The sequence below is a fragment of the Dickeya sp. Secpp 1600 genome (assembly GCF_003049805.1).
GTDB classification, from domain to species: domain Bacteria; phylum Pseudomonadota; class Gammaproteobacteria; order Enterobacterales; family Enterobacteriaceae; genus Dickeya; species Dickeya fangzhongdai.
In genome coordinates this window covers 4577304-4596211 of the sequence record NZ_CP023484.1, presented here as the reverse complement: position 1 = coordinate 4596211, position 18908 = coordinate 4577304, and the positions used below count along the sequence as shown (strand labels likewise).

The 18908-nt window shown below is 50.7% G+C and carries 35 protein-coding genes; 32 read left to right on the top strand and 3 right to left on the bottom strand.

The genetic code is table 11. The features are described from left to right. Positions 1–109: 109 nt before the first annotated feature. From bfd to CPA59_RS20365, 32 genes are all read left to right on the top strand, one after another. Complete coding sequence (gene bfd / locus CPA59_RS20520; RefSeq protein ID WP_013319705.1) at positions 110–304, top strand: bacterioferritin-associated ferredoxin; 195 nt, start codon at positions 110–112, stop codon at positions 302–304. 74 nt (positions 305–378) lie between these two features. Further along, the gene (gene bfr, locus CPA59_RS20515; RefSeq protein ID WP_038920398.1) at positions 379–852 is read left to right on the top strand and encodes a bacterioferritin; all 474 of its coding nucleotides are present in this window, start codon (positions 379–381) and stop codon (positions 850–852) included. Positions 853–1141: 289 nt separating this feature from the next. Further along, the gene (gene rpsJ, locus CPA59_RS20510; RefSeq protein WP_001181005.1) at positions 1142–1453 is read left to right on the top strand and encodes a 30S ribosomal protein S10; all 312 of its coding nucleotides are present in this window, start codon (positions 1142–1144) and stop codon (positions 1451–1453) included. A gap of 32 nt (positions 1454–1485) precedes the next feature. Next, positions 1486–2115 (top strand): 50S ribosomal protein L3, encoded by a 630-nt coding sequence (rplC, locus tag CPA59_RS20505; protein ID WP_013319703.1) that lies wholly within the window; start codon positions 1486–1488, stop codon positions 2113–2115. Between the two features lie 10 nt (positions 2116–2125). Next, the gene (gene rplD, locus CPA59_RS20500) at positions 2126–2731 is read left to right on the top strand and encodes a 50S ribosomal protein L4 (protein ID WP_013319702.1); all 606 of its coding nucleotides are present in this window, start codon (positions 2126–2128) and stop codon (positions 2729–2731) included. Next, a complete protein-coding gene (gene rplW, locus CPA59_RS20495) occupies positions 2728–3030 on the top strand; it encodes a 50S ribosomal protein L23 (protein ID WP_009111205.1) in 303 nt (100 codons plus the stop codon). Before rplD ends, rplW begins: the two co-directional genes overlap by 4 nt. A gap of 18 nt (positions 3031–3048) precedes the next feature. Next, entirely contained in the window at positions 3049–3870 is an 822-nt protein-coding gene (gene rplB, locus CPA59_RS20490) for a 50S ribosomal protein L2 (protein WP_038665071.1), read from the top strand. 16 nt (positions 3871–3886) lie between these two features. Further along, on the top strand, positions 3887–4165 hold the full coding sequence (rpsS, locus tag CPA59_RS20485; RefSeq protein ID WP_012764044.1) for a 30S ribosomal protein S19: 279 nt from the start codon (positions 3887–3889) through the stop codon (positions 4163–4165). Positions 4166–4179: 14 nt separating this feature from the next. After that, positions 4180–4512 carry a 50S ribosomal protein L22 gene (rplV, locus tag CPA59_RS20480; RefSeq protein ID WP_033570830.1) on the top strand — a complete coding sequence of 111 codons (333 nt, stop codon included), beginning with the start codon at positions 4180–4182 and terminating at the stop codon, positions 4510–4512. A 17-nt stretch (positions 4513–4529) separates the two neighbouring features. Further along, positions 4530–5231 carry a 30S ribosomal protein S3 gene (gene rpsC, locus CPA59_RS20475; protein WP_012768105.1) on the top strand — a complete coding sequence of 234 codons (702 nt, stop codon included), beginning with the start codon at positions 4530–4532 and terminating at the stop codon, positions 5229–5231. Between the two features lie 13 nt (positions 5232–5244). Further along, complete coding sequence (gene rplP, locus CPA59_RS20470) at positions 5245–5655, top strand: 50S ribosomal protein L16 (RefSeq protein WP_012768106.1); 411 nt, start codon at positions 5245–5247, stop codon at positions 5653–5655. Continuing rightward, complete coding sequence (gene rpmC, locus CPA59_RS20465; RefSeq protein WP_012764048.1) at positions 5655–5846, top strand: 50S ribosomal protein L29; 192 nt, start codon at positions 5655–5657, stop codon at positions 5844–5846. Before rplP ends, rpmC begins: the two co-directional genes overlap by 1 nt. After that, the gene (gene rpsQ / locus CPA59_RS20460; RefSeq protein WP_012768107.1) at positions 5846–6100 is read left to right on the top strand and encodes a 30S ribosomal protein S17; all 255 of its coding nucleotides are present in this window, start codon (positions 5846–5848) and stop codon (positions 6098–6100) included. Before rpmC ends, rpsQ begins: the two co-directional genes overlap by 1 nt. A gap of 165 nt (positions 6101–6265) precedes the next feature. Then, positions 6266–6637, top strand: a complete 372-nt coding sequence (gene rplN, locus CPA59_RS20455; RefSeq protein WP_012768108.1) for a 50S ribosomal protein L14 — start codon at positions 6266–6268, stop codon at positions 6635–6637. Between the two features lie 10 nt (positions 6638–6647). Next, positions 6648–6962: a 50S ribosomal protein L24 gene (gene rplX / locus CPA59_RS20450; protein WP_038665079.1), complete on the top strand. Its 315-nt coding sequence runs from the start codon at positions 6648–6650 to the stop codon at positions 6960–6962. A 14-nt stretch (positions 6963–6976) separates the two neighbouring features. Beyond that, entirely contained in the window at positions 6977–7516 is a 540-nt protein-coding gene (gene rplE, locus CPA59_RS20445; protein ID WP_038665082.1) for a 50S ribosomal protein L5, read from the top strand. Between the two features lie 13 nt (positions 7517–7529). Then, a complete protein-coding gene (gene rpsN / locus CPA59_RS20440; RefSeq protein ID WP_012768111.1) occupies positions 7530–7835 on the top strand; it encodes a 30S ribosomal protein S14 in 306 nt (101 codons plus the stop codon). Between the two features lie 33 nt (positions 7836–7868). Beyond that, on the top strand, positions 7869–8261 hold the full coding sequence (gene rpsH, locus CPA59_RS20435; protein WP_012768112.1) for a 30S ribosomal protein S8: 393 nt from the start codon (positions 7869–7871) through the stop codon (positions 8259–8261). A gap of 13 nt (positions 8262–8274) precedes the next feature. After that, positions 8275–8808 (top strand): 50S ribosomal protein L6, encoded by a 534-nt coding sequence (gene rplF / locus CPA59_RS20430; RefSeq protein WP_012886342.1) that lies wholly within the window; start codon positions 8275–8277, stop codon positions 8806–8808. A gap of 9 nt (positions 8809–8817) precedes the next feature. After that, on the top strand, positions 8818–9171 hold the full coding sequence (gene rplR, locus CPA59_RS20425) for a 50S ribosomal protein L18 (RefSeq protein ID WP_012768114.1): 354 nt from the start codon (positions 8818–8820) through the stop codon (positions 9169–9171). A gap of 14 nt (positions 9172–9185) precedes the next feature. Beyond that, a complete protein-coding gene (gene rpsE, locus CPA59_RS20420) occupies positions 9186–9686 on the top strand; it encodes a 30S ribosomal protein S5 (protein ID WP_012768115.1) in 501 nt (166 codons plus the stop codon). A 6-nt stretch (positions 9687–9692) separates the two neighbouring features. After that, positions 9693–9872, top strand: a complete 180-nt coding sequence (gene rpmD / locus CPA59_RS20415; protein WP_004846568.1) for a 50S ribosomal protein L30 — start codon at positions 9693–9695, stop codon at positions 9870–9872. 3 nt (positions 9873–9875) lie between these two features. After that, positions 9876–10310: a 50S ribosomal protein L15 gene (gene rplO, locus CPA59_RS20410; protein WP_038920397.1), complete on the top strand. Its 435-nt coding sequence runs from the start codon at positions 9876–9878 to the stop codon at positions 10308–10310. A gap of 7 nt (positions 10311–10317) precedes the next feature. Beyond that, positions 10318–11649: a preprotein translocase subunit SecY gene (secY, locus tag CPA59_RS20405; protein WP_013319693.1), complete on the top strand. Its 1332-nt coding sequence runs from the start codon at positions 10318–10320 to the stop codon at positions 11647–11649. A 34-nt stretch (positions 11650–11683) separates the two neighbouring features. Then, positions 11684–11800: a 50S ribosomal protein L36 gene (rpmJ, locus tag CPA59_RS20400; RefSeq protein ID WP_012768118.1), complete on the top strand. Its 117-nt coding sequence runs from the start codon at positions 11684–11686 to the stop codon at positions 11798–11800. A gap of 147 nt (positions 11801–11947) precedes the next feature. Further along, entirely contained in the window at positions 11948–12304 is a 357-nt protein-coding gene (gene rpsM / locus CPA59_RS20395; RefSeq protein ID WP_012768119.1) for a 30S ribosomal protein S13, read from the top strand. A gap of 16 nt (positions 12305–12320) precedes the next feature. Continuing rightward, positions 12321–12710, top strand: a complete 390-nt coding sequence (gene rpsK / locus CPA59_RS20390; RefSeq protein ID WP_002919257.1) for a 30S ribosomal protein S11 — start codon at positions 12321–12323, stop codon at positions 12708–12710. 30 nt (positions 12711–12740) lie between these two features. Next, positions 12741–13361 carry a 30S ribosomal protein S4 gene (gene rpsD, locus CPA59_RS20385; RefSeq protein WP_013319692.1) on the top strand — a complete coding sequence of 207 codons (621 nt, stop codon included), beginning with the start codon at positions 12741–12743 and terminating at the stop codon, positions 13359–13361. A 25-nt stretch (positions 13362–13386) separates the two neighbouring features. Beyond that, complete coding sequence (rpoA, locus tag CPA59_RS20380) at positions 13387–14376, top strand: DNA-directed RNA polymerase subunit alpha (protein WP_012768121.1); 990 nt, start codon at positions 13387–13389, stop codon at positions 14374–14376. 40 nt (positions 14377–14416) lie between these two features. Continuing rightward, positions 14417–14809, top strand: coding sequence for a 50S ribosomal protein L17 (gene rplQ, locus CPA59_RS20375; protein WP_012768122.1), 393 nt, complete (start codon positions 14417–14419; stop codon positions 14807–14809). A gap of 129 nt (positions 14810–14938) precedes the next feature. Next, positions 14939–15325: a DUF1992 domain-containing protein gene (locus CPA59_RS20370; protein ID WP_038920396.1), complete on the top strand. Its 387-nt coding sequence runs from the start codon at positions 14939–14941 to the stop codon at positions 15323–15325. Positions 15326–15385: 60 nt separating this feature from the next. Then, positions 15386–15652 carry an alternative ribosome-rescue factor A gene (locus tag CPA59_RS20365; RefSeq protein ID WP_071605241.1) on the top strand — a complete coding sequence of 89 codons (267 nt, stop codon included), beginning with the start codon at positions 15386–15388 and terminating at the stop codon, positions 15650–15652. Here the strand turns inward: CPA59_RS20365 and mscL are convergent. The 3 genes from mscL to rsmB form a co-directional block, all read right to left on the bottom strand. Further along, on the bottom strand, positions 15615–16040 hold the full coding sequence (mscL, locus tag CPA59_RS20360; protein WP_038920395.1) for a large-conductance mechanosensitive channel protein MscL: 426 nt from the start codon (positions 16038–16040) through the stop codon (positions 15615–15617). The genes CPA59_RS20365 and mscL overlap by 38 nt on opposite strands. 103 nt (positions 16041–16143) lie before the next feature. Continuing rightward, on the bottom strand, positions 16144–17520 hold the full coding sequence (trkA, locus tag CPA59_RS20355) for a Trk system potassium transporter TrkA (RefSeq protein WP_107760585.1): 1377 nt from the start codon (positions 17518–17520) through the stop codon (positions 16144–16146). A gap of 50 nt (positions 17521–17570) precedes the next feature. Next, positions 17571–18866, bottom strand: coding sequence for a 16S rRNA (cytosine(967)-C(5))-methyltransferase RsmB (gene rsmB, locus CPA59_RS20350; protein ID WP_107760583.1), 1296 nt, complete (start codon positions 18864–18866; stop codon positions 17571–17573). Between the last annotated feature and the right edge of the window lie 42 nt (positions 18867–18908).

Below are 18908 nucleotides of genomic sequence, written 5' to 3'. Positions count from 1 at the left end.
AGAAAAAGGGTACTTCGGTACCCTTTTTTTATTCTCCAGAGAAGAATTGAAATACAAACCATTCTTATTTACAATGCGTGTAATTGGTTAAAAAATGAGTTATCCGCATATGTATGTCTGTCTGTGCAATGCCGTTTCCGACAAAGTCATTCGACAGGTCGTTCGTCAGCATCAGCCCCAGTCGCTGAAGCAATTGAAGCAGTTTGTGCCGGTTGGGACGGAGTGTGGTAAATGCATCCGTCAGGCCAGGTTGATCCTGGAAGAAGAAACAGCAAAAAATGCGGAATTGTATAAAGTCGCATAAGTGATAAGGGCATTCTTTTGACTCTGTGTTGGTCGCTTCTACACTTTTTAGTACTGGAGCGGAGGAGCTGAGTCATGAAAGGCGATAAAAATGTCATTACACATCTGAACAAACTGTTGGGTAACGAGCTGGTTGCAATCAACCAGTATTTCCTTCATGCCCGCATGTTCAAAAACTGGGGACTCAAACGTCTTAACGATCATGAGTATCATGAGTCGATTGACGAAATGAAACACGCGGATCGTTATATCGAGCGTATCCTTTTTCTGGAAGGTGTCCCTAATCTGCAGGATCTTGGCAAACTCAATATCGGCGAAGACATCGAAGAGATGCTGCGTTCAGACCTGGCGCTGGAACTTGAAGGTGCGAGGGATTTACGCGAGGCGATCTCCTATGCCGACTCGGTGAGGGATTATGTCAGTCGCGATCTGATGATTGAGGTGCTCGCTGATGAAGAAGAGCACATCGACTGGCTGGAAACCGAACTGGAACTGATTGCGCGTCTGGGTATCCAAAACTACCTGCAAACGCAATTGAAAGAAGAGTGATTTTTCCCACCCGACATTCTCTGCGATACGGCTGTTGTTCAGTCGTTAGCTGGTGAATAAAACACCACTTCTAACTTTCGATTGCTTCCTGAGCAAATTTACGTATAATGCGCGGGCTTACCTGAGATGGTAAGCCCGATTCGTATGAATCTGAGGCAGGTACCTGATACCCGCCGAACAATACTCCCGATATGGGGGTTATGTACTGAACGATTACACTCCCCCATCAATCGTAATGGGTGTGAGGAGTAATTATTTCCGTTTATAAAATAATTGGAGCTCTGGTCTCATGCAGAACCAAAGAATCCGTATCCGCCTGAAAGCGTTTGATCATCGTCTGATCGATCAATCAACCGCGGAAATCGTCGAGACTGCCAAGCGCACTGGTGCGCAGGTCCGTGGTCCGATCCCGCTGCCGACCCGCAAAGAGCGCTTTACCGTTCTGATCTCCCCGCACGTTAACAAAGACGCGCGCGATCAGTACGAAATTCGCACTCACAAGCGTCTGGTTGACATCGTTGAGCCAACCGAGAAAACCGTTGATGCTCTGATGCGTCTGGATCTGGCTGCCGGTGTAGACGTGCAGATCAGCCTGGGTTAATCAGGTCATTGAGCGATTGAGAGGTTGAAACAATGATTGGTTTAGTCGGTAAAAAAGTGGGTATGACCCGCATCTTCACTGAAGACGGCGTATCTATCCCCGTAACCGTAATCGAAATTGAAGCAAACCGCGTGACTCAGGTGAAAACCCTGGAGAACGACGGATACAGTGCTGTCCAGGTCACCACCGGCGCTAAAAAAGCTAACCGTGTAACCAAGCCGGAAGCAGGTCACTTCGCTAAGGCCGGCGTAGAAGCTGGTCGCGTTCTGCGTGAATTCCGTCTGGCTGACGGTGAAGAATTCGCTGTAGGACAGGACATTAGCGTTGAAATTTTCGCTGACGTTAAGAAAGTAGACGTTACCGGTACTTCTAAAGGTAAAGGCTTCGCCGGTACCGTTAAGCGCTGGAACTTCCGCACTCAGGACGCTACCCACGGTAACTCCTTGTCTCACCGTGTTCCGGGTTCCATCGGTCAGAACCAGACTCCGGGCAAAGTGTTTAAAGGCAAGAAAATGGCAGGCCAGCTGGGTAATGAGCGCGTAACCGTTCAGAGCCTGGACGTAGTACGTGTTGACGCTGAGCGCAACCTGCTGCTGGTTAAAGGTGCAGTCCCGGGTGCAACCGGTAGCGACCTGATCGTTAAACCGGCTGTGAAGGCGTGAGGAGATAGCAATGGAATTAGTATTGAAAGACGCGCAAAGCGCGCTGACTGTTTCCGAAACTACCTTCGGTCGTGATTTCAACGAAGCGCTGGTTCACCAGGTTGTTGTTGCTTATGCAGCAGGTGCCCGTCAAGGTACTCGCGCTCAGAAGACCCGTGCTGAAGTAACTGGTTCCGGTAAAAAACCGTGGCGTCAGAAAGGCACCGGCCGTGCGCGTTCTGGTTCTATCAAGAGCCCGATTTGGCGTTCCGGTGGCGTGACTTTCGCTGCCAAGCCTCAGGATCACAGCCAGAAAGTAAACAAAAAGATGTACCGCGGCGCGCTGAAAAGCATCCTGTCCGAACTGGTACGTCAGGATCGTCTGATCGTTGTCGAGAAGTTCTCTGTTGAAGCACCGAAAACCAAACTGCTGGCTCAGAAACTGAAAGAACTGGCGCTGGATGACGTGCTGATCATCACTGGTGAACTGGATGAGAACCTGTTCCTGGCCGCTCGTAACCTGTTCAAGGTTGACGTGCGTGACGTGGCAGGCATCGATCCGGTAAGCCTGATCGCCTTCGACAAAGTGGTTATGACTGCTGATGCTGTTAAGCAAGTTGAGGAGATGCTGGCATGATTCGTGAAGAACGTCTGCTGAAGGTGCTGCGCGCACCGCACGTTTCTGAAAAAGCGTCTACTGCGATGGAAAAAAATAACACCATCGTGCTCAAAGTTGCTAAAGACGCGACTAAAGCAGAAATCAAAGCTGCAGTACAGAAACTGTTTGAAGTCGAAGTCAATGACGTCCGCACCCTGGTTGTTAAAGGGAAAGTAAAACGTCACGGACAGCGTATCGGTCGTCGTAGCGACTGGAAAAAAGCTTACGTCACCCTGAAAGAAGGCCAGAATCTGGACTTCATCGGCGGCGCAGAGTAAGTCGGAGGAGTAAAAACAATGGCAGTTGTTAAGTGTAAACCGACATCTCCGGGTCGTCGCCACGTTGTTAAAGTGGTTAACCCTGAGCTGCACAAGGGCAAACCGTATGCCCCGTTGCTGGAAAAAAACAGCAAAACCGGTGGCCGTAACAACAATGGCCGCATCACCACTCGTCACATCGGTGGTGGTCACAAACAGCAGTACCGTATTGTTGACTTCAAACGCAACAAAGACGGTATTCCGGCTGTGGTCGAGCGTCTGGAGTACGATCCGAACCGTTCCGCGAACATCGCGCTGGTTCTGTACAAAGACGGCGAACGCCGTTATATCCTGGCGCCGAAAGGCCTGAAAGCAGGTGACCAGATTCAGTCTGGTGTTGATGCTGCAATCAAAACCGGTAACACCCTGCCGATGCGTAACATCCCGGTGGGTTCAACGGTTCACAACGTAGAAATGAAACCGGGTAAAGGCGGCCAGCTGGCTCGCTCCGCTGGTGCCTACGTTCAGATCGTTGCCCGTGAAGGTGCTTACGTTACCCTGCGTCTGCGTTCCGGCGAAATGCGTAAAGTCGAATCCGACTGCCGCGCAACGCTGGGCGAAGTCGGCAACGCTGAGCACATGCTGCGCGTTCTGGGTAAAGCTGGTGCTGCACGCTGGCGTGGCGTTCGTCCGACCGTTCGCGGTACGGCGATGAACCCGGTTGACCACCCGCACGGTGGTGGTGAAGGTCGTAACTTTGGTAAGCACCCGGTTACTCCGTGGGGCATTCAGACCAAAGGTAAGAAGACCCGCAGCAACAAACGTACTGATAAATTTATCGTACGCCGCCGTACTAAATAATTTTAGAGGATAAACCATGCCACGTTCTCTCAAGAAAGGTCCATTTATCGACCTGCACTTGCTGAAGAAGGTAGAGAAAGCGGTGGAAAGCGGTGACAAGAAGCCCCTGCGCACCTGGTCCCGTCGCTCAACGATCTTTCCAAACATGATCGGTTTGACCATCGCTGTCCATAATGGTCGTCAGCACGTTCCGGTATTCATCTCTGACGAGATGGTCGGACACAAGCTGGGTGAATTCGCGCCGACTCGTACTTACCGCGGCCACGCGGCTGATAAAAAAGCCAAGAAGAAATAAGGTAGGAGGAAGAGATGGAAACTATCGCTAAACATCTTCATGCTCGTTCTTCTGCTCAAAAGGTTCGCCTGGTGGCTGACCTGATTCGCGGTAAGAAAGTGTCGCAAGCTCTGGATATTCTGACCTACACCAACAAGAAAGCTGCTGGTCTGGTCAAAAAAGTACTGGAGTCTGCCATTGCTAACGCAGAACACAACGATGGCGCTGACATTGACGATCTGAAAGTTGCGAAAATCTTCGTAGACGAAGGCCCGAGCATGAAACGCATTATGCCGCGTGCTAAAGGTCGTGCGGATCGCATCCTGAAGCGTACCAGCCACATCACTGTGGTTGTGTCCGATCGCTGAGACTCTGGAGACTAGCAATGGGTCAGAAAGTACATCCTAATGGTATTCGCCTGGGTATTGTCAAAACTTGGAACTCTACCTGGTATGCAAATACCAAAGAATTCGCTGACAACCTGGACAGCGATTTTAAAGTTCGTCAGTACCTGAACAAGGAACTGGAGAAGGCCTCCGTTTCTCGCATCGTTATCGAGCGTCCGGCTAAAAGCATTCGTGTGACCATTCACACTGCTCGCCCGGGCATCGTTATCGGCAAGAAAGGTGAAGACGTTGAAAAACTGCGTAAGGGCGTAGCGGATATCGCTGGCGTACCGGCGCAGATCAACATCGCTGAAGTTCGTAAGCCTGAACTGGACGCAAAACTGGTTGCCGACAGCATCACTTCTCAGCTGGAGCGTCGTGTGATGTTCCGCCGCGCGATGAAGCGTGCTGTTCAGAACGCCATGCGTCTGGGCGCTAAAGGTATCAAAGTTGAAGTCAGCGGTCGTCTGGGCGGCGCTGAAATCGCACGTACCGAATGGTACCGCGAAGGTCGTGTTCCGCTGCACACGCTGCGTGCTGACATTGACTACAACACCTCCGAAGCGCACACCACTTACGGTGTCATCGGTGTGAAAGTGTGGATCTTCAAAGGTGAGATCCTGGGTGGTATGGCTGCCGTTGAACAACCGGAAAAACCGGCTGCTCAACCGAAAAAGCAGCAGCGTAAAGGCCGCAAGTAAGGAGAGTCGCTGAATGTTACAACCAAAGCGTACAAAATTCCGTAAAGTGCACAAAGGCCGCAACCGTGGTCTGGCTGCTGGTACGGATGTGAGCTTCGGCACTTTCGGTCTGAAAGCTGTTGGCCGCGGTCGCCTGACTGCTCGTCAAATCGAAGCTGCTCGTCGTGCTATGACTCGTGCTGTTAAGCGTCAAGGTAAGATCTGGATCCGTGTATTCCCGGATAAACCGATCACTGAGAAACCGCTTGAAGTGCGTATGGGTAAAGGTAAAGGTAACGTGGAGTATTGGGTTGCCTTGATTCAGCCAGGTAAAGTCCTGTACGAAATGGACGGGGTGCCGGAAGAGTTAGCCCGCGAGGCATTCGAACTGGCAGCAGCGAAACTGCCGATCAAAACCACCTTTGTAACTAAGACGGTGATGTAATGAAAGCAAAAGAGCTGCGTGAAAAGAGCGTTGAAGAGCTGAATACCGAACTGCTCGGACTGCTGCGTGAACAGTTCAATCTGCGCATGCAAGCTGCCAGCGGTCAGCTGCAACAAACTCACCTGTTGAAGCAAGTGCGTCGTAATGTCGCACGCGTTAAGACTTTACTGACTGAGAAGGCGGGTGCGTAATGACCGATAAAATCCGTACTCTGCAAGGTCGTGTCGTTAGTGACAAAATGCAGAAATCTGCTGTTGTCGCTATTGAGCGTTTCGTGAAACACCCGATCTACGGTAAATTCATCAAACGCACGACCAAGCTGCACGTGCATGACGAGAACAACGAATGTGGAATTGGCGACGTGGTTGAAATCCGCGAATGCCGTCCGCTGTCCAAGACCAAATCCTGGACCTTGGTTCGCGTTGTAGAGAAAGCGATTCTGTAATAGAGTATTGCTCTTCTCTTGATAATAAACGGCTCTGTAAAGGGCCGTTTATTTTTTCTACCCACAGTCGATAAGTGGTGTTATAATGCTGCGCCCTCGATTCTGGGGTATTAATGACCCGCAAGGGTTCGAAAAGTAGTAGTTGACATTAGCGGAGCACTAAACATGATCCAAGAACAGACTATGCTGAATGTGGCCGATAACTCCGGTGCACGTCGCGTAATGTGTATCAAGGTTCTGGGTGGCTCGCACCGTCGCTACGCAGGCGTCGGCGACATCATCAAAATTACCATTAAGGAAGCAATTCCCCGCGGTAAGGTGAAAAAAGGCGATGTACTGAAGGCGGTAGTGGTGCGCACCAAGAAGGGTGTTCGTCGCCCTGACGGTTCTGTCGTTCGCTTCGATGGTAATGCATGCGTTATTCTGAACAATAACAGCGAGCAACCTATCGGTACGCGTATTTTTGGGCCGGTAACTCGTGAACTGCGTACTGAAAAGTTCATGAAAATTATCTCTCTGGCACCAGAAGTACTCTAAGGAGCGAATCATGGCAGCGAAAATCCGTCGTGATGACGAAGTTATCGTGCTGACCGGCAAAGATAAAGGTAAGCGCGGTAAAGTTAAGAACGTCCTGACTTCTGGTAAGGTCGTTGTTGAAGGTATCAACCTGGTTAAAAAACATCAGAAGCCGGTTCCGGCGCTGAATCAACCAGGCGGAATCGTTGAAAAAGAAGCTGCTATCCAGGTTTCTAACGTTGCAATCTTCAATGCGGCCACCGGCAAGGCGGATCGTGTAGGCTTTAGATTCGAAGACGGCAAAAAAGTCCGTTTCTTCAAGTCTAACAGCGAAATTATCAAGTAATTTGGAGTAGTACGATGGCGAAACTGCATGATTACTACAAAGACGAAGTGGTTAGCAAACTGATGACTCAGTTCAGCTACAATTCTGTCATGCAAGTCCCTCGGGTCGAGAAGATCACCCTGAACATGGGTGTTGGTGAAGCGATCGCTGACAAGAAGCTGCTGGATAACGCCGCAGCTGATCTGACAGCTATCTCCGGTCAAAAACCGTTGATCACCAAAGCACGCAAATCTGTTGCAGGCTTCAAAATCCGCCAGGGCTATCCGATCGGCTGTAAAGTAACTCTGCGTGGCGAACGCATGTGGGAGTTCTTTGAGCGTCTGATTTCCATTGCTGTACCGCGTATCCGCGACTTCCGCGGTCTGTCTTCGAAATCATTCGATGGACGTGGTAACTACAGCATGGGTGTGCGTGAGCAGATCATCTTCCCGGAAATCGACTATGACAAGGTCGATCGCGTTCGTGGTTTGGACATTACCATTACCACCACTGCGAAAACCGATGATGAAGGCCGTGCGCTGTTGGCCGCCTTTAACTTCCCGTTCCGCAAGTAAGGTAGGGTTACTAATGGCTAAGCAATCCATGAAAGCACGCGAAGTTAAACGCGTGAAATTAGCTGATAAATTCTTCGCCAAGCGCGTTGAGCTGAAAGCTATCATCTCCAATGTGAACTCATCCGACGAAGATCGTTGGGATGCTGTTCTCAAGCTGCAGACTCTGCCGCGTGATTCCAGCCCGTCCCGTCAGCGTAACCGCTGCCGCCAGACAGGTCGTCCGCACGCTTTCCTGCGGAAGTTCGGGTTGAGCCGTATCAAGGTCCGTGAAGCCGCCATGCGCGGTGAAATTCCGGGTCTGAAAAAGGCTAGCTGGTAATTGTCACCAATTGAATCACGGGAGTAAAGACAGATGAGCATGCAAGATCCGATCGCGGATATGCTGACCCGTATCCGTAACGGTCAAGCCGCGAACAAAGTTGCGGTCACCATGCCTTCCTCCAAGCTGAAAGTGGCAATTGCCAACGTGCTGAAGGAAGAAGGTTTTATTGAAGATTTTAAAGTTGAAGGCGACACCAAGCCTGAACTGGAACTGACTCTTAAGTATTTCCAGGGTAAGGCAGTGGTAGAGAGCATTCAGCGTATCAGCCGTCCTGGTCTGCGCATCTATAAACGCAAAGATGAGCTGCCGAAAGTTATGGCCGGTTTAGGTATCGCAGTTGTTTCTACCTCTAAAGGTGTGATGACTGATCGTGCAGCTCGCCAGGCTGGTCTTGGTGGCGAGATTATCTGCTACGTAGCTTAATCGGGAGGGAAGAATGTCTCGTGTTGCAAAAGCACCCGTCGTCATTCCTGCCGGCGTAGAGGTAAAACTCAACGGTCAGGATATTTCGATCAAGGGTAAAAACGGCGAGTTGGTTCGTGAGATCAATGCCGCTGTCGAAGTTAAACAAGCTGATAACGTGCTGACTTTCGCCCCGCGCGAAGGTTTTGCCGATGGCTGGGCTCAGGCCGGGACTACTCGCGCTCTGTTGAACAGCATGGTTATCGGTGTTACCGAAGGCTTCACCAAAAAGCTGCAATTGGTAGGTGTAGGTTATCGTGCAGCCGTGAAAGGTAATGTGGTGAATTTGGCCCTGGGCTTCTCTCACCCGATCGATCACGAACTGCCTGCAGGCATTACTGCTGAATGTCCGTCTCAGACTGAAATCGTACTGAAAGGTGCGGATAAACAGCTGATCGGTCAGGTAGCGGCTGACCTGCGTGCTTACCGTCGTCCTGAGCCTTACAAAGGCAAAGGTGTCCGTTACGCCGATGAAGTCGTGCGTACCAAAGAGGCTAAGAAGAAGTAAGGTAACACTATGGATAAGAAATCAGCTCGTATCCGTCGTGCAACCCGCGCACGTCGCAAAATCCGTGAATTGGGTGCGACTCGTCTGGTGGTACATCGTACCCCCCGCCATATTTATGCGCAGGTTATCGCACCGAACGGTTCTGAAGTCCTGGTAGCCGCTTCTACTGTAGAAAAAGCTATCGCTGAGCAACTGAAGTATACCGGTAACAAAGACGCGGCCGCAGCTGTTGGTAAAGCTGTTGCTGAACGCGCTCTGGAAAAAGGCATCAAGGGTGTGGCCTTTGACCGTTCCGGGTTCCAATATCATGGTCGAGTCCAGGCACTGGCAGATGCTGCCCGTGAAGCTGGCCTTCAGTTCTAAGGTAGAGGTGTAAGATGGCTCACATCGAAAAACAAGCTGGCGAACTGCAGGAAAAGCTGATCGCGGTAAATCGCGTATCTAAAACCGTTAAGGGTGGTCGTATTTTCTCCTTCACAGCACTGACTGTGGTAGGTGATGGTAACGGTCGCGTAGGTTTTGGTTACGGTAAAGCTCGCGAAGTTCCGGCAGCGATCCAGAAAGCGATGGAAAAAGCCCGTCGCAATATGATGAATGTCGCGCTGAACAACGGCACTCTGCAGCACCCGGTTAAAGGTGCACACACAGGTTCTCGTGTGTTCATGCAGCCAGCTTCCGAAGGTACCGGTATCATCGCCGGTGGTGCAATGCGCGCCGTTCTGGAAGTTGCAGGGGTTCACAACGTATTGGCTAAGGCCTATGGTTCCACAAACCCGATTAACGTGGTTCGTGCAACTATTGATGGTCTGGCTAACATGAAGTCCCCGGAAATGGTCGCTGCCAAGCGTGGTAAATCCGTTGAAGACATTCTGGGGTAATTGACCATGGCAAAGACTATTAAAATTACTCAAACCCGTAGTGCAATCGGTCGTCTGCCGAAACACAAGGCAACGCTGCTTGGCCTGGGTCTGCGTCGTATTGGTCATACCGTTGAGCGTGAGGATACTCCTGCTGTTCGCGGTATGGTCAACGCGGTTTCCTACATGGTTAAAGTGGAGGAGTAACAGATGCGTTTGAATACTCTGTCTCCGGCCGAAGGTGCCAAACACGCGCCGAAGCGCTTAGGTCGCGGTATCGGTTCCGGCCTCGGTAAGACTGGTGGTCGCGGCGTCAAAGGTCAGAACTCTCGTTCTGGCGGTGGCGTACGTCGTGGCTTCGAAGGCGGTCAGATGCCTTTGTATCGTCGTCTGCCGAAGTTCGGCTTCACTTCTCGCAAAGCGATGATTACAGCGGAAATCCGTCTGTCTGATCTGGCGCGTGTAGAAGGCGATGTTGTTGATCTGAATACGCTGAAAGCTGCTAACGTCATCGGCGTTCAGATTGAATTCGCGAAAGTGATTCTGTCTGGCGAAGTTGCACGTCCGGTAACGATTCGTGGTCTGCGCGTCACCAAAGGCGCTCGTGCTGCTATCGAAGCTGCTGGCGGCAAAATTGAGGAATAAGTAGCAGATGGCTAAACAACCAGGATTAGATTTTCAAAGTGCTAAAGGCGGAGTTGGCGAACTGAAACGCAGACTGTTGTTTGTTATCGGTGCGTTGATTGTTTTCCGTATTGGCTCTTTTATTCCGATTCCTGGTATTGATGCCACTGTGCTTGCCAAATTGCTCGAACAACAGCGCGGCACCATCATTGAAATGTTTAACATGTTCTCTGGTGGTGCTCTCAGCCGTGCTTCGATTTTCGCTCTGGGGATCATGCCGTATATTTCGGCATCCATCATCATTCAGTTGTTGACGGTGGTTCACCCGGCTCTGGCGGAAATTAAGAAGGAAGGGGAGGCTGGCCGACGTAAAATCAGTCAGTACACCCGTTACGGCACTTTGGTGTTGGCAATATTTCAGTCAATCGGTATTGCTACCGGTTTGCCGAATATGCCTGGAATGCAAGGTCTGGTGATTAATCCGGGCTTTGCATTTTATTTCACCGCTGTTGTCAGTCTGGTTACCGGGACAATGTTCCTGATGTGGCTGGGCGAGCAGATTACTGAACGGGGTATCGGCAACGGTATCTCGATTATAATCTTTGCCGGTATTGTTGCGGGATTACCGCCGGCCATTGGCCATACTATCGAGCAAGCGCGGCAAGGCGATCTGCACTTCCTCCTGTTGCTGTTGGTTGCAGTGCTGGTATTCGCAGTAACGTTTTTTGTGGTGTTTATTGAGCGTGGTCAGCGTCGTATCGTTGTTAACTACGCCAAACGTCAGCAAGGACGTCGCGTATACGCAGCACAGAGTACGCATTTACCGCTGAAAGTGAATATGGCAGGGGTTATCCCGGCTATCTTCGCTTCCAGTATTATCCTGTTCCCTGCAACCATTGCATCTTGGTTCGGGGGCGGTACTGGTTGGAACTGGCTGACAACTATTTCGCTGTATCTGCAGCCTGGGCAACCGCTTTATGTGTTACTCTATGCATCTGCAATCATCTTCTTCTGTTTCTTCTACACTGCGTTGGTGTTCAACCCGCGTGAAACAGCAGATAACCTGAAGAAGTCCGGTGCATTCGTGCCAGGAATTCGTCCGGGAGAGCAAACGGCGAAGTATATTGATAAAGTGATGACCCGCCTGACTCTGGTCGGTGCGATGTACATTACTTTTATCTGCCTCATCCCGGAGTTCATGCGTGACGCAATGAAAGTGCCGTTCTACTTCGGTGGTACGTCATTATTGATCGTTGTTGTTGTGATTATGGACTTTATGGCTCAAGTGCAAACCTTGCTGATGTCAAGTCAGTACGAGTCTGCATTGAAGAAGGCAAACCTGAAAGGCTATAGCCGCTAATTAGGTTTAGCTTGAGAAGTTACGGAGAGTAAAAATGAAAGTTCGTGCTTCCGTCAAGAAATTATGTCGTAACTGTAAGATCGTTAAGCGTAACGGCATCGTTCGCGTCATCTGCAGCGCCGAACCGAAGCATAAACAGCGCCAAGGCTGATTATCTCGCATATTTTTCTTGCAAAGTTGGATTGAGCTGGCTAGATTAGCCAGCCAATCTTTTGTATGTAACTGCAATATCCATTTGAGTATCCTGAAAACGGGCTTTTCAGTATGGTATTGCTTTATAAAATTGTAGGAGTGCATAGTGGCCCGTATAGCAGGCATTAACATTCCTGATCATAAACATACCGTAATTGCATTAACTGCTATTTACGGCATCGGCAAAACCCGTTCCAAATCCATCTGTGCTGCAACGGGTATTGCTGAAGATGTTAAGATCAGTGAGCTGTCTGAAGAGCAAATCGATAAGCTGCGTGACGAAGTAGCCAAGTTTGTTGTAGAAGGCGATCTGCGTCGTGAGATCACCCTGAGCATCAAGCGTCTGATGGACCTTGGTACTTACCGTGGTTTGCGTCACCGTCGTGGTCTGCCGGTTCGCGGTCAGCGTACCAAGACTAACGCCCGTACCCGTAAGGGTCCGCGCAAACCGATCAAGAAATAATCGGGGTGATTGAATAATGGCAAAGGCACCTATTCGTGCACGTAAGCGTGTAAGAAAGCAAGTCTCTGACGGTGTGGCTCATATCCATGCTTCTTTCAACAACACCATCGTTACTATTACCGATCGTCAGGGTAATGCGTTGGGTTGGGCAACTGCCGGTGGTTCCGGTTTCCGTGGTTCTCGTAAATCCACTCCGTTCGCCGCTCAGGTAGCAGCAGAGCGCTGCGCTGAAGCTGTGAAAGAGTACGGTATCAAGAATCTGGAAGTTATGGTTAAAGGACCTGGTCCGGGCCGTGAGTCTACTATCCGCGCACTGAACGCGGCTGGTTTCCGCATCACTAACATTACTGATGTGACTCCGATCCCTCATAACGGTTGTCGTCCGCCGAAAAAGCGTCGCGTGTAACGCCGCTTTTAGGATTGCTGGAGAAAGAAAATGGCAAGATATTTGGGTCCTAAGCTCAAGCTGAGCCGTCGTGAAGGCACCGACCTGTTTCTAAAGTCTGGTGTTCGCGCGATCGATTCCAAGTGTAAAATTGAACAAGCTCCTGGTCAGCACGGTGCGCGTAAACCGCGTCTGTCTGACTATGGTGTGCAGTTGCGTGAAAAGCAGAAAGTTCGCCGTATCTACGGTGTTCTGGAGCGCCAGTTCCGTAACTACTACAAAGAAGCCGCTCGCCTGAAAGGCAATACAGGTGCAAACCTGTTGCAGTTGCTGGAAGGTCGTCTGGACAACGTTGTTTACCGTATGGGCTTCGGCGCGACTCGTGCAGAATCTCGTCAGCTGGTAAGTCACAAGGCTGTCATGGTAAATGGTCGCGTTGTTAACATCGCTTCTTATCAGGTATCTCCGAATGACGTAGTCAGCATCCGCGAGAAAGCGAAAAAGCAGTCTCGTGTTAAGGCCGCTCTGGAGCTGGCTGAACAGCGTGAAAAGCCAACTTGGCTGGAAGTTGATGCTGCCAAGATGGAAGGTGTGTTCAAGCGTATTCCTGAACGTACCGATCTGTCTGCGGACATTAATGAACACCTGATCGTCGAGCTTTACTCCAAGTAAAGCTTAGTACCAAAGAGAGGACACAATGCAGGGTTCTGTGACAGAGTTTCTAAAACCGCGCCTGGTAGATATCGAGCAAGTCAGTTCGACGCACGCCAAGGTGACCCTTGAGCCGTTAGAGCGGGGCTTCGGCCATACTCTTGGTAACGCACTGCGCCGTATTCTGCTTTCATCCATGCCTGGTTGCGCGGTGACCGAGGTTGAGATTGATGGTGTACTGCACGAGTACAGCACCAAAGAAGGCGTACAGGAAGATATCCTGGAAATCCTGCTCAACCTGAAAGGGCTGGCGGTGAGAGTTCAAGGCAAAGATGAAGTTATTCTTACCCTGAATAAATCTGGCATTGGCCCTGTGACTGCAGCCGACATCACCCACGACGGTGATGTCGAAATCGTCAAGCCACAGCATGTGATCTGCCATCTGACCGATGAGAACGCATCTATCAATATGCGTATCAAAGTTCAGCGTGGTCGCGGTTATGTGCCGGCGTCTGCCCGTATTCATACGGAAGAAGATGAGCGCCCGATCGGTCGCCTGTTAGTCGACGCTTGCTACAGCCCTGTTGAGCGTATCGCTTACAATGTTGAAGCAGCTCGTGTTGAACAGCGTACCGACCTGGACAAGCTGGTTATCGAGATGGAAACCAATGGCACGATCGATCCTGAAGAGGCGATCCGCCGTGCGGCGACCATTCTGGCTGAACAATTGGAAGCTTTCGTTGACTTGCGTGATGTACGTCAGCCGGAAGTGAAAGAAGAGAAACCAGAATTCGATCCGATCCTGCTGCGCCCTGTTGACGATCTTGAATTGACTGTCCGCTCTGCTAACTGCCTTAAGGCAGAAGCTATCCACTACATCGGTGATCTGGTACAGCGTACCGAGGTTGAACTGCTTAAAACGCCTAACCTGGGTAAAAAATCTCTTACTGAGATTAAAGACGTGCTGGCTTCTCGTGGTCTGTCTCTGGGCATGCGCCTGGAAAACTGGCCGCCGGCAAGCATTGCTGATGAGTAACCGGATCACAGGTTAAGGTTTTACTGAGAAGGATAAGGTCATGCGCCATCGTAAGAGTGGTCGTCAACTGAACCGTAACAGCAGCCATCGCCAGGCTATGTTCCGCAACATGGCTGGTTCTTTGGTTCGTCATGAGATTATCAAGACGACCCTGCCGAAAGCGAAAGAGCTGCGTCGTGTTGTTGAACCGCTGATTACTCTTGCCAAGACCGACAGCGTTGCTAATCGTCGTCTGGCATTCGCCCGTACTCGTGATAACGAGATCGTGGCTAAACTGTTTAATGAACTGGGCCCGCGTTTCGCGAGCCGCGCCGGTGGTTACACTCGTATTCTGAAGTGTGGCTTCCGTGCTGGTGACAATGCGCCGATGGCATACATCGAGCTCGTTGATCGCGCAGTTTCTCAGACAGAAGAAGTTGCTGCTGCAGAGTAATTTGCACTAGCGTAAAAAAGCCGGGGAAACCCGGTTTTTTTACGTCCTCATTAAACCCCGCCTTGTTGCTGTTCGAACTCTCTTCAATTTACTATCATGTGGATGAAAGATCGTGCGGGAGGCTGTTTTATGTTCCCTATTGATGAATGGGCCGAGCGCCATATCATTGAGGCGCAAAAGCGTGGGGAGTTAGACCATTTGCCAGGCAGCGGTAAGCCGCTTCAGTTGGATGACAATAGCGCTGTTCCTGTTGAACTACGCAGCGCATACCATCTGATGAAGAATGGCGGTTTTTTGCCGCCGGAACTATCCGATCGCAAAGAAGCGCTGACATTGGTAAATTTACTGCGCGCGGCTGACCCAGCATCAGCAGACTATACCGATTTATCCCGGCGGCTCAAGGCGCTAGAGTTACGCCTGCAGCTGTCAGGAATGAATACCGATTTTCTGAAAGGGTCTTATCAGCATGCATTAGGCATGCGATTGGAGAAGAATATCTCCGTTAAAGATGACTGAACCGCTTGTTATAACAGGCAATTTACGTTGAATATAACATCCATCGAATGAGGTAGATTTATGTCACATTATCGCCATACTAAAGGGCAGATAAAAGATAACGCACTTGAGGCGCTGCTCCATGACCCTCTGTTTCACCAGCGTGTTGAGCAGAATACAAAAGGTAAAGGGAGCTATCGCAGGAAAGAGAAACATCAAAAAGCACAGGGTAAGAACTGGGAGGCCAGTGGTAAGAAAACAATGCTTTTACCACTGGCCTTCTGGCATGTTGATTCTGCCGTTAAGACAATTATGCGTTTTTGGAATGGTTATCGGCCTGTTGTTTGAGTAAATCTCGGATCTCTGTCAGTAATTTTTCTTCTGCGCTGATCTTGGGCGGCGCATTGGGTTCTTCCTGTTGGGTACGACGTAATTTATTCATGAGCTTGATGGCCATAAAAATGGCAAATGCAACGATGATAAAATCAAAAATATTCTGAATGAATACGCCGTAATTAATACTGACTGCGGCTATATTGCCTTGCGCCTCTCGCAAAACCCAATGAAACTGTTTGAAATCGACGCCGCCGATCAAGAGTCCCAGTGGTGGCATGATAATGTCCGATACCAACGACGATACGATTTTTCCGAATGCGGCGCCGATAATGACCCCGACAGCCAGGTCAACCACGTTGCCGCGCATGGCGAATTCACGAAACTCTTTTATAAAGCTCATAACACTCTCCCCGATAAAACCTTTTTTAATTTTAACAAGCGATGGAAAATTTACCAAAAAGGGATATTTCAGGGCGCGCAGGATAAAACGCCCTGAGGAAAGGTTAGAGGAAGAATGGGCTGGGCTGGAATAAACGCTCGACGTCGGACACATATTTCTTGTCAGTCAAAAACATAATGACATGGTCACCCTGTTCTATTTGCAAATTGTTATTGGCAATGATGACGTCGTTGCCGCGCACAATTGCACCGATAATTGTTCCTGGCGGCAGTTTGATATCGGCGATCATGCGGCCGACTACTTTCGATGTGCCTTCATCACCATGTGCAATTGCTTCAATCGCTTCTGCAACACCGCGTCGCAGCGACGATACACTGACGATATCCGCTTTACGCACATGTCCCAGCAATGCGGAAATGGTGGCCTGTTGTGGCGAAATAGCAACATCAATGACACTGCCCTGCACCAGGTCGACATAGGCCCGGCGCTGGATCAGGACCATCGCTTTTTTGGCACCCATCCGTTTTGCCAGCATGGCTGACATGATATTCGCTTCATCATCGTTGGTGATGGCGATGAATACATCAATCTGTTCAACGTGCTCCTGAGCCAGTAACTCCTGGTCAGAAGCATCGCCGTGAAAGACGATAGTGTGTTGTAAGCGCTCCGCTAACTCAGCGGCTCGCAGCGCGTCGCGCTCTATTAGCTTGACGCTATAATCCTTTTCGAGTCTGAGGGCCAGGCCAGCGCCCACATTTCCGCCCCCAACAATCATGATGCGCTTATAGGGCTTCTCCAGCCGCTGCATCTCACTCATCACCGCCCGAATATGCTGTGAGGCGGCGATAAAGAACACTTCATCGCCGGCTTCAATCACGGTTGAGCCTTGAGGACGAATCGGCCGGTCATGGCGGAAAATGGCTGCGACTCGCGTTTCTATGTGAGGCATATGGTCGCGCATCGTTGCAATCGCATTACCCACCAACGGCCCGCCATAGTATGCATTTACTGCGGCAATACTGACTTTCCCCTCTGCGAAATTGACTACCTGCAATGCGCCCGGATACTCGATCAATTTATAAATATTGTCGATAACCAGTTGTTCCGGCGAAATAAGGTGATCAATCGGGACGGCTTCCGCCTGAAACAATTGCTCAGATTCACGGATATACTCCGATGAGCGGATACGCGCGATGCGGTTGGGAGTATTGAACAGGGAGTAAGCGACCTGACAGGCGATCATGTTGGTTTCGTCGGAATTGGTTACGGCGATCAACATATCTGCATCTTCAGCGCCGGCTTCGCGCAATATGCGCGGATGAGAGGCATAGCCAGTCACCACGCGCAGATCGAATTTGTCCTGAAGCTGGCGTAGCCGGGTCGTATTGGTGTCCACAACGGTAATATCATTGTTTTCGCCTGACAGATTTTCTGCCAGCGTTCCGCCAACCTGACCTGCACCAAGAATAATTATCTTCATCGTGATTTCTGCCGTGTCTGTTCCTGTCGGGGCTTATCAACCGGTTAGAGCTATTGCCCGTTTTTTACCAGCTTCGCATAAAAGAAACCATCGCCATCTTCCGCCGCGGGTAATTTCTGAATCCCAGGGTGCTGCGGGCTACCGGTATCAACCAATGCGGCATCAGGATGGCGTTGCAGAAATGCGGCCACTTGCTGGTGGTTTTCCTCCGGTAGTATAGAGCAGGTGGCGTACACCAGCGTGCCGCCATTTTTCAGCTGTGGCCAGATAGCTTCCAGAATTGCCTGTTGCATAGCAGCCAGTTCGGCGATATCGCTATCGCGGCGCAACCACTTGATATCCGGGTGACGGCGAATGACGCCGGTCGCGGAGCAAGGAGCATCCAGCAAAATACGATCAAAGCGCTTGTCCCCACACCATGCTGTTGGTGTTCGGCCATCTCCACATTTGACCTCGGCGTGTTGACCAAGGCGTTGCAAATTCTCTCTGACCCGCTTCAGCCGTTGTTCATCCACGTCAACGGCAAGTACATGAGCATGAGGAGCGGCTTCAAGTATATGTGTTGTCTTGCCGCCAGGCGCGGCGCACAGATCGAGAATATCTTCGTGGTCTTGCGGCGACAACCAGTGGATACAGCCTTGTGCCGACGCGTCCTGTACGGTGACCCAGCCCTGTTCGAACCCCGGTAACTGATTGACGGCGCAGGGTGTCCCCAGTCGAATGGCATCCGCATAGAAAGGGTGAGGATAAGCTTCTATCTCTTTTTCCTGCAGTAACGTCAGATAGGCTGCCTGAGTATGATGCTGCCGGTTGACCCGTAACCACATGGGAGGATGCTGATTGTTCGCCTCGACGATGCGCTCCCATTGCTCGGGATAGGCCTTTTTCAGTCGTTGCAACAACCACTCGGGGTGCGCATAGCGCGCCGGATTGTTCTGCAACCGTTGCTGCAATTCGTCCTGCTGACGCTGGAACTGGCGTAATACGCCATTGATTAATCCTTTCAACTGAGGCCGTTTCAGGGCAACCGCGCCGTTAACCGTTTCCGCCAGCGCGGCATGGGGAGGAATGCGAGTGTGGATGAGCTGATAGATACCTACCATCAACAGATAATGCAGTACCTTCTGCTTGCCGGTAAGCGGTTTGGCCATCAGTTGACGAAGATACCAATCCAGCTGTGGTAATACGCGTAATACGCCAAAGCAGATCTCCTGCAGCAGGCCGCGATCCTTCTCACTGATGTCTCGCTGGAGCGTAGGGAGCAGGTGGCTGAGTGATTGCCCTTGTTCGACAACCTGGACAAGAGCAGTGGCGGCAATGCTACGAAGATTATATGTGCTTTTCATCGGTTCAGAACGGGTAGGAGAATGTCAGTGGTACCGACATAA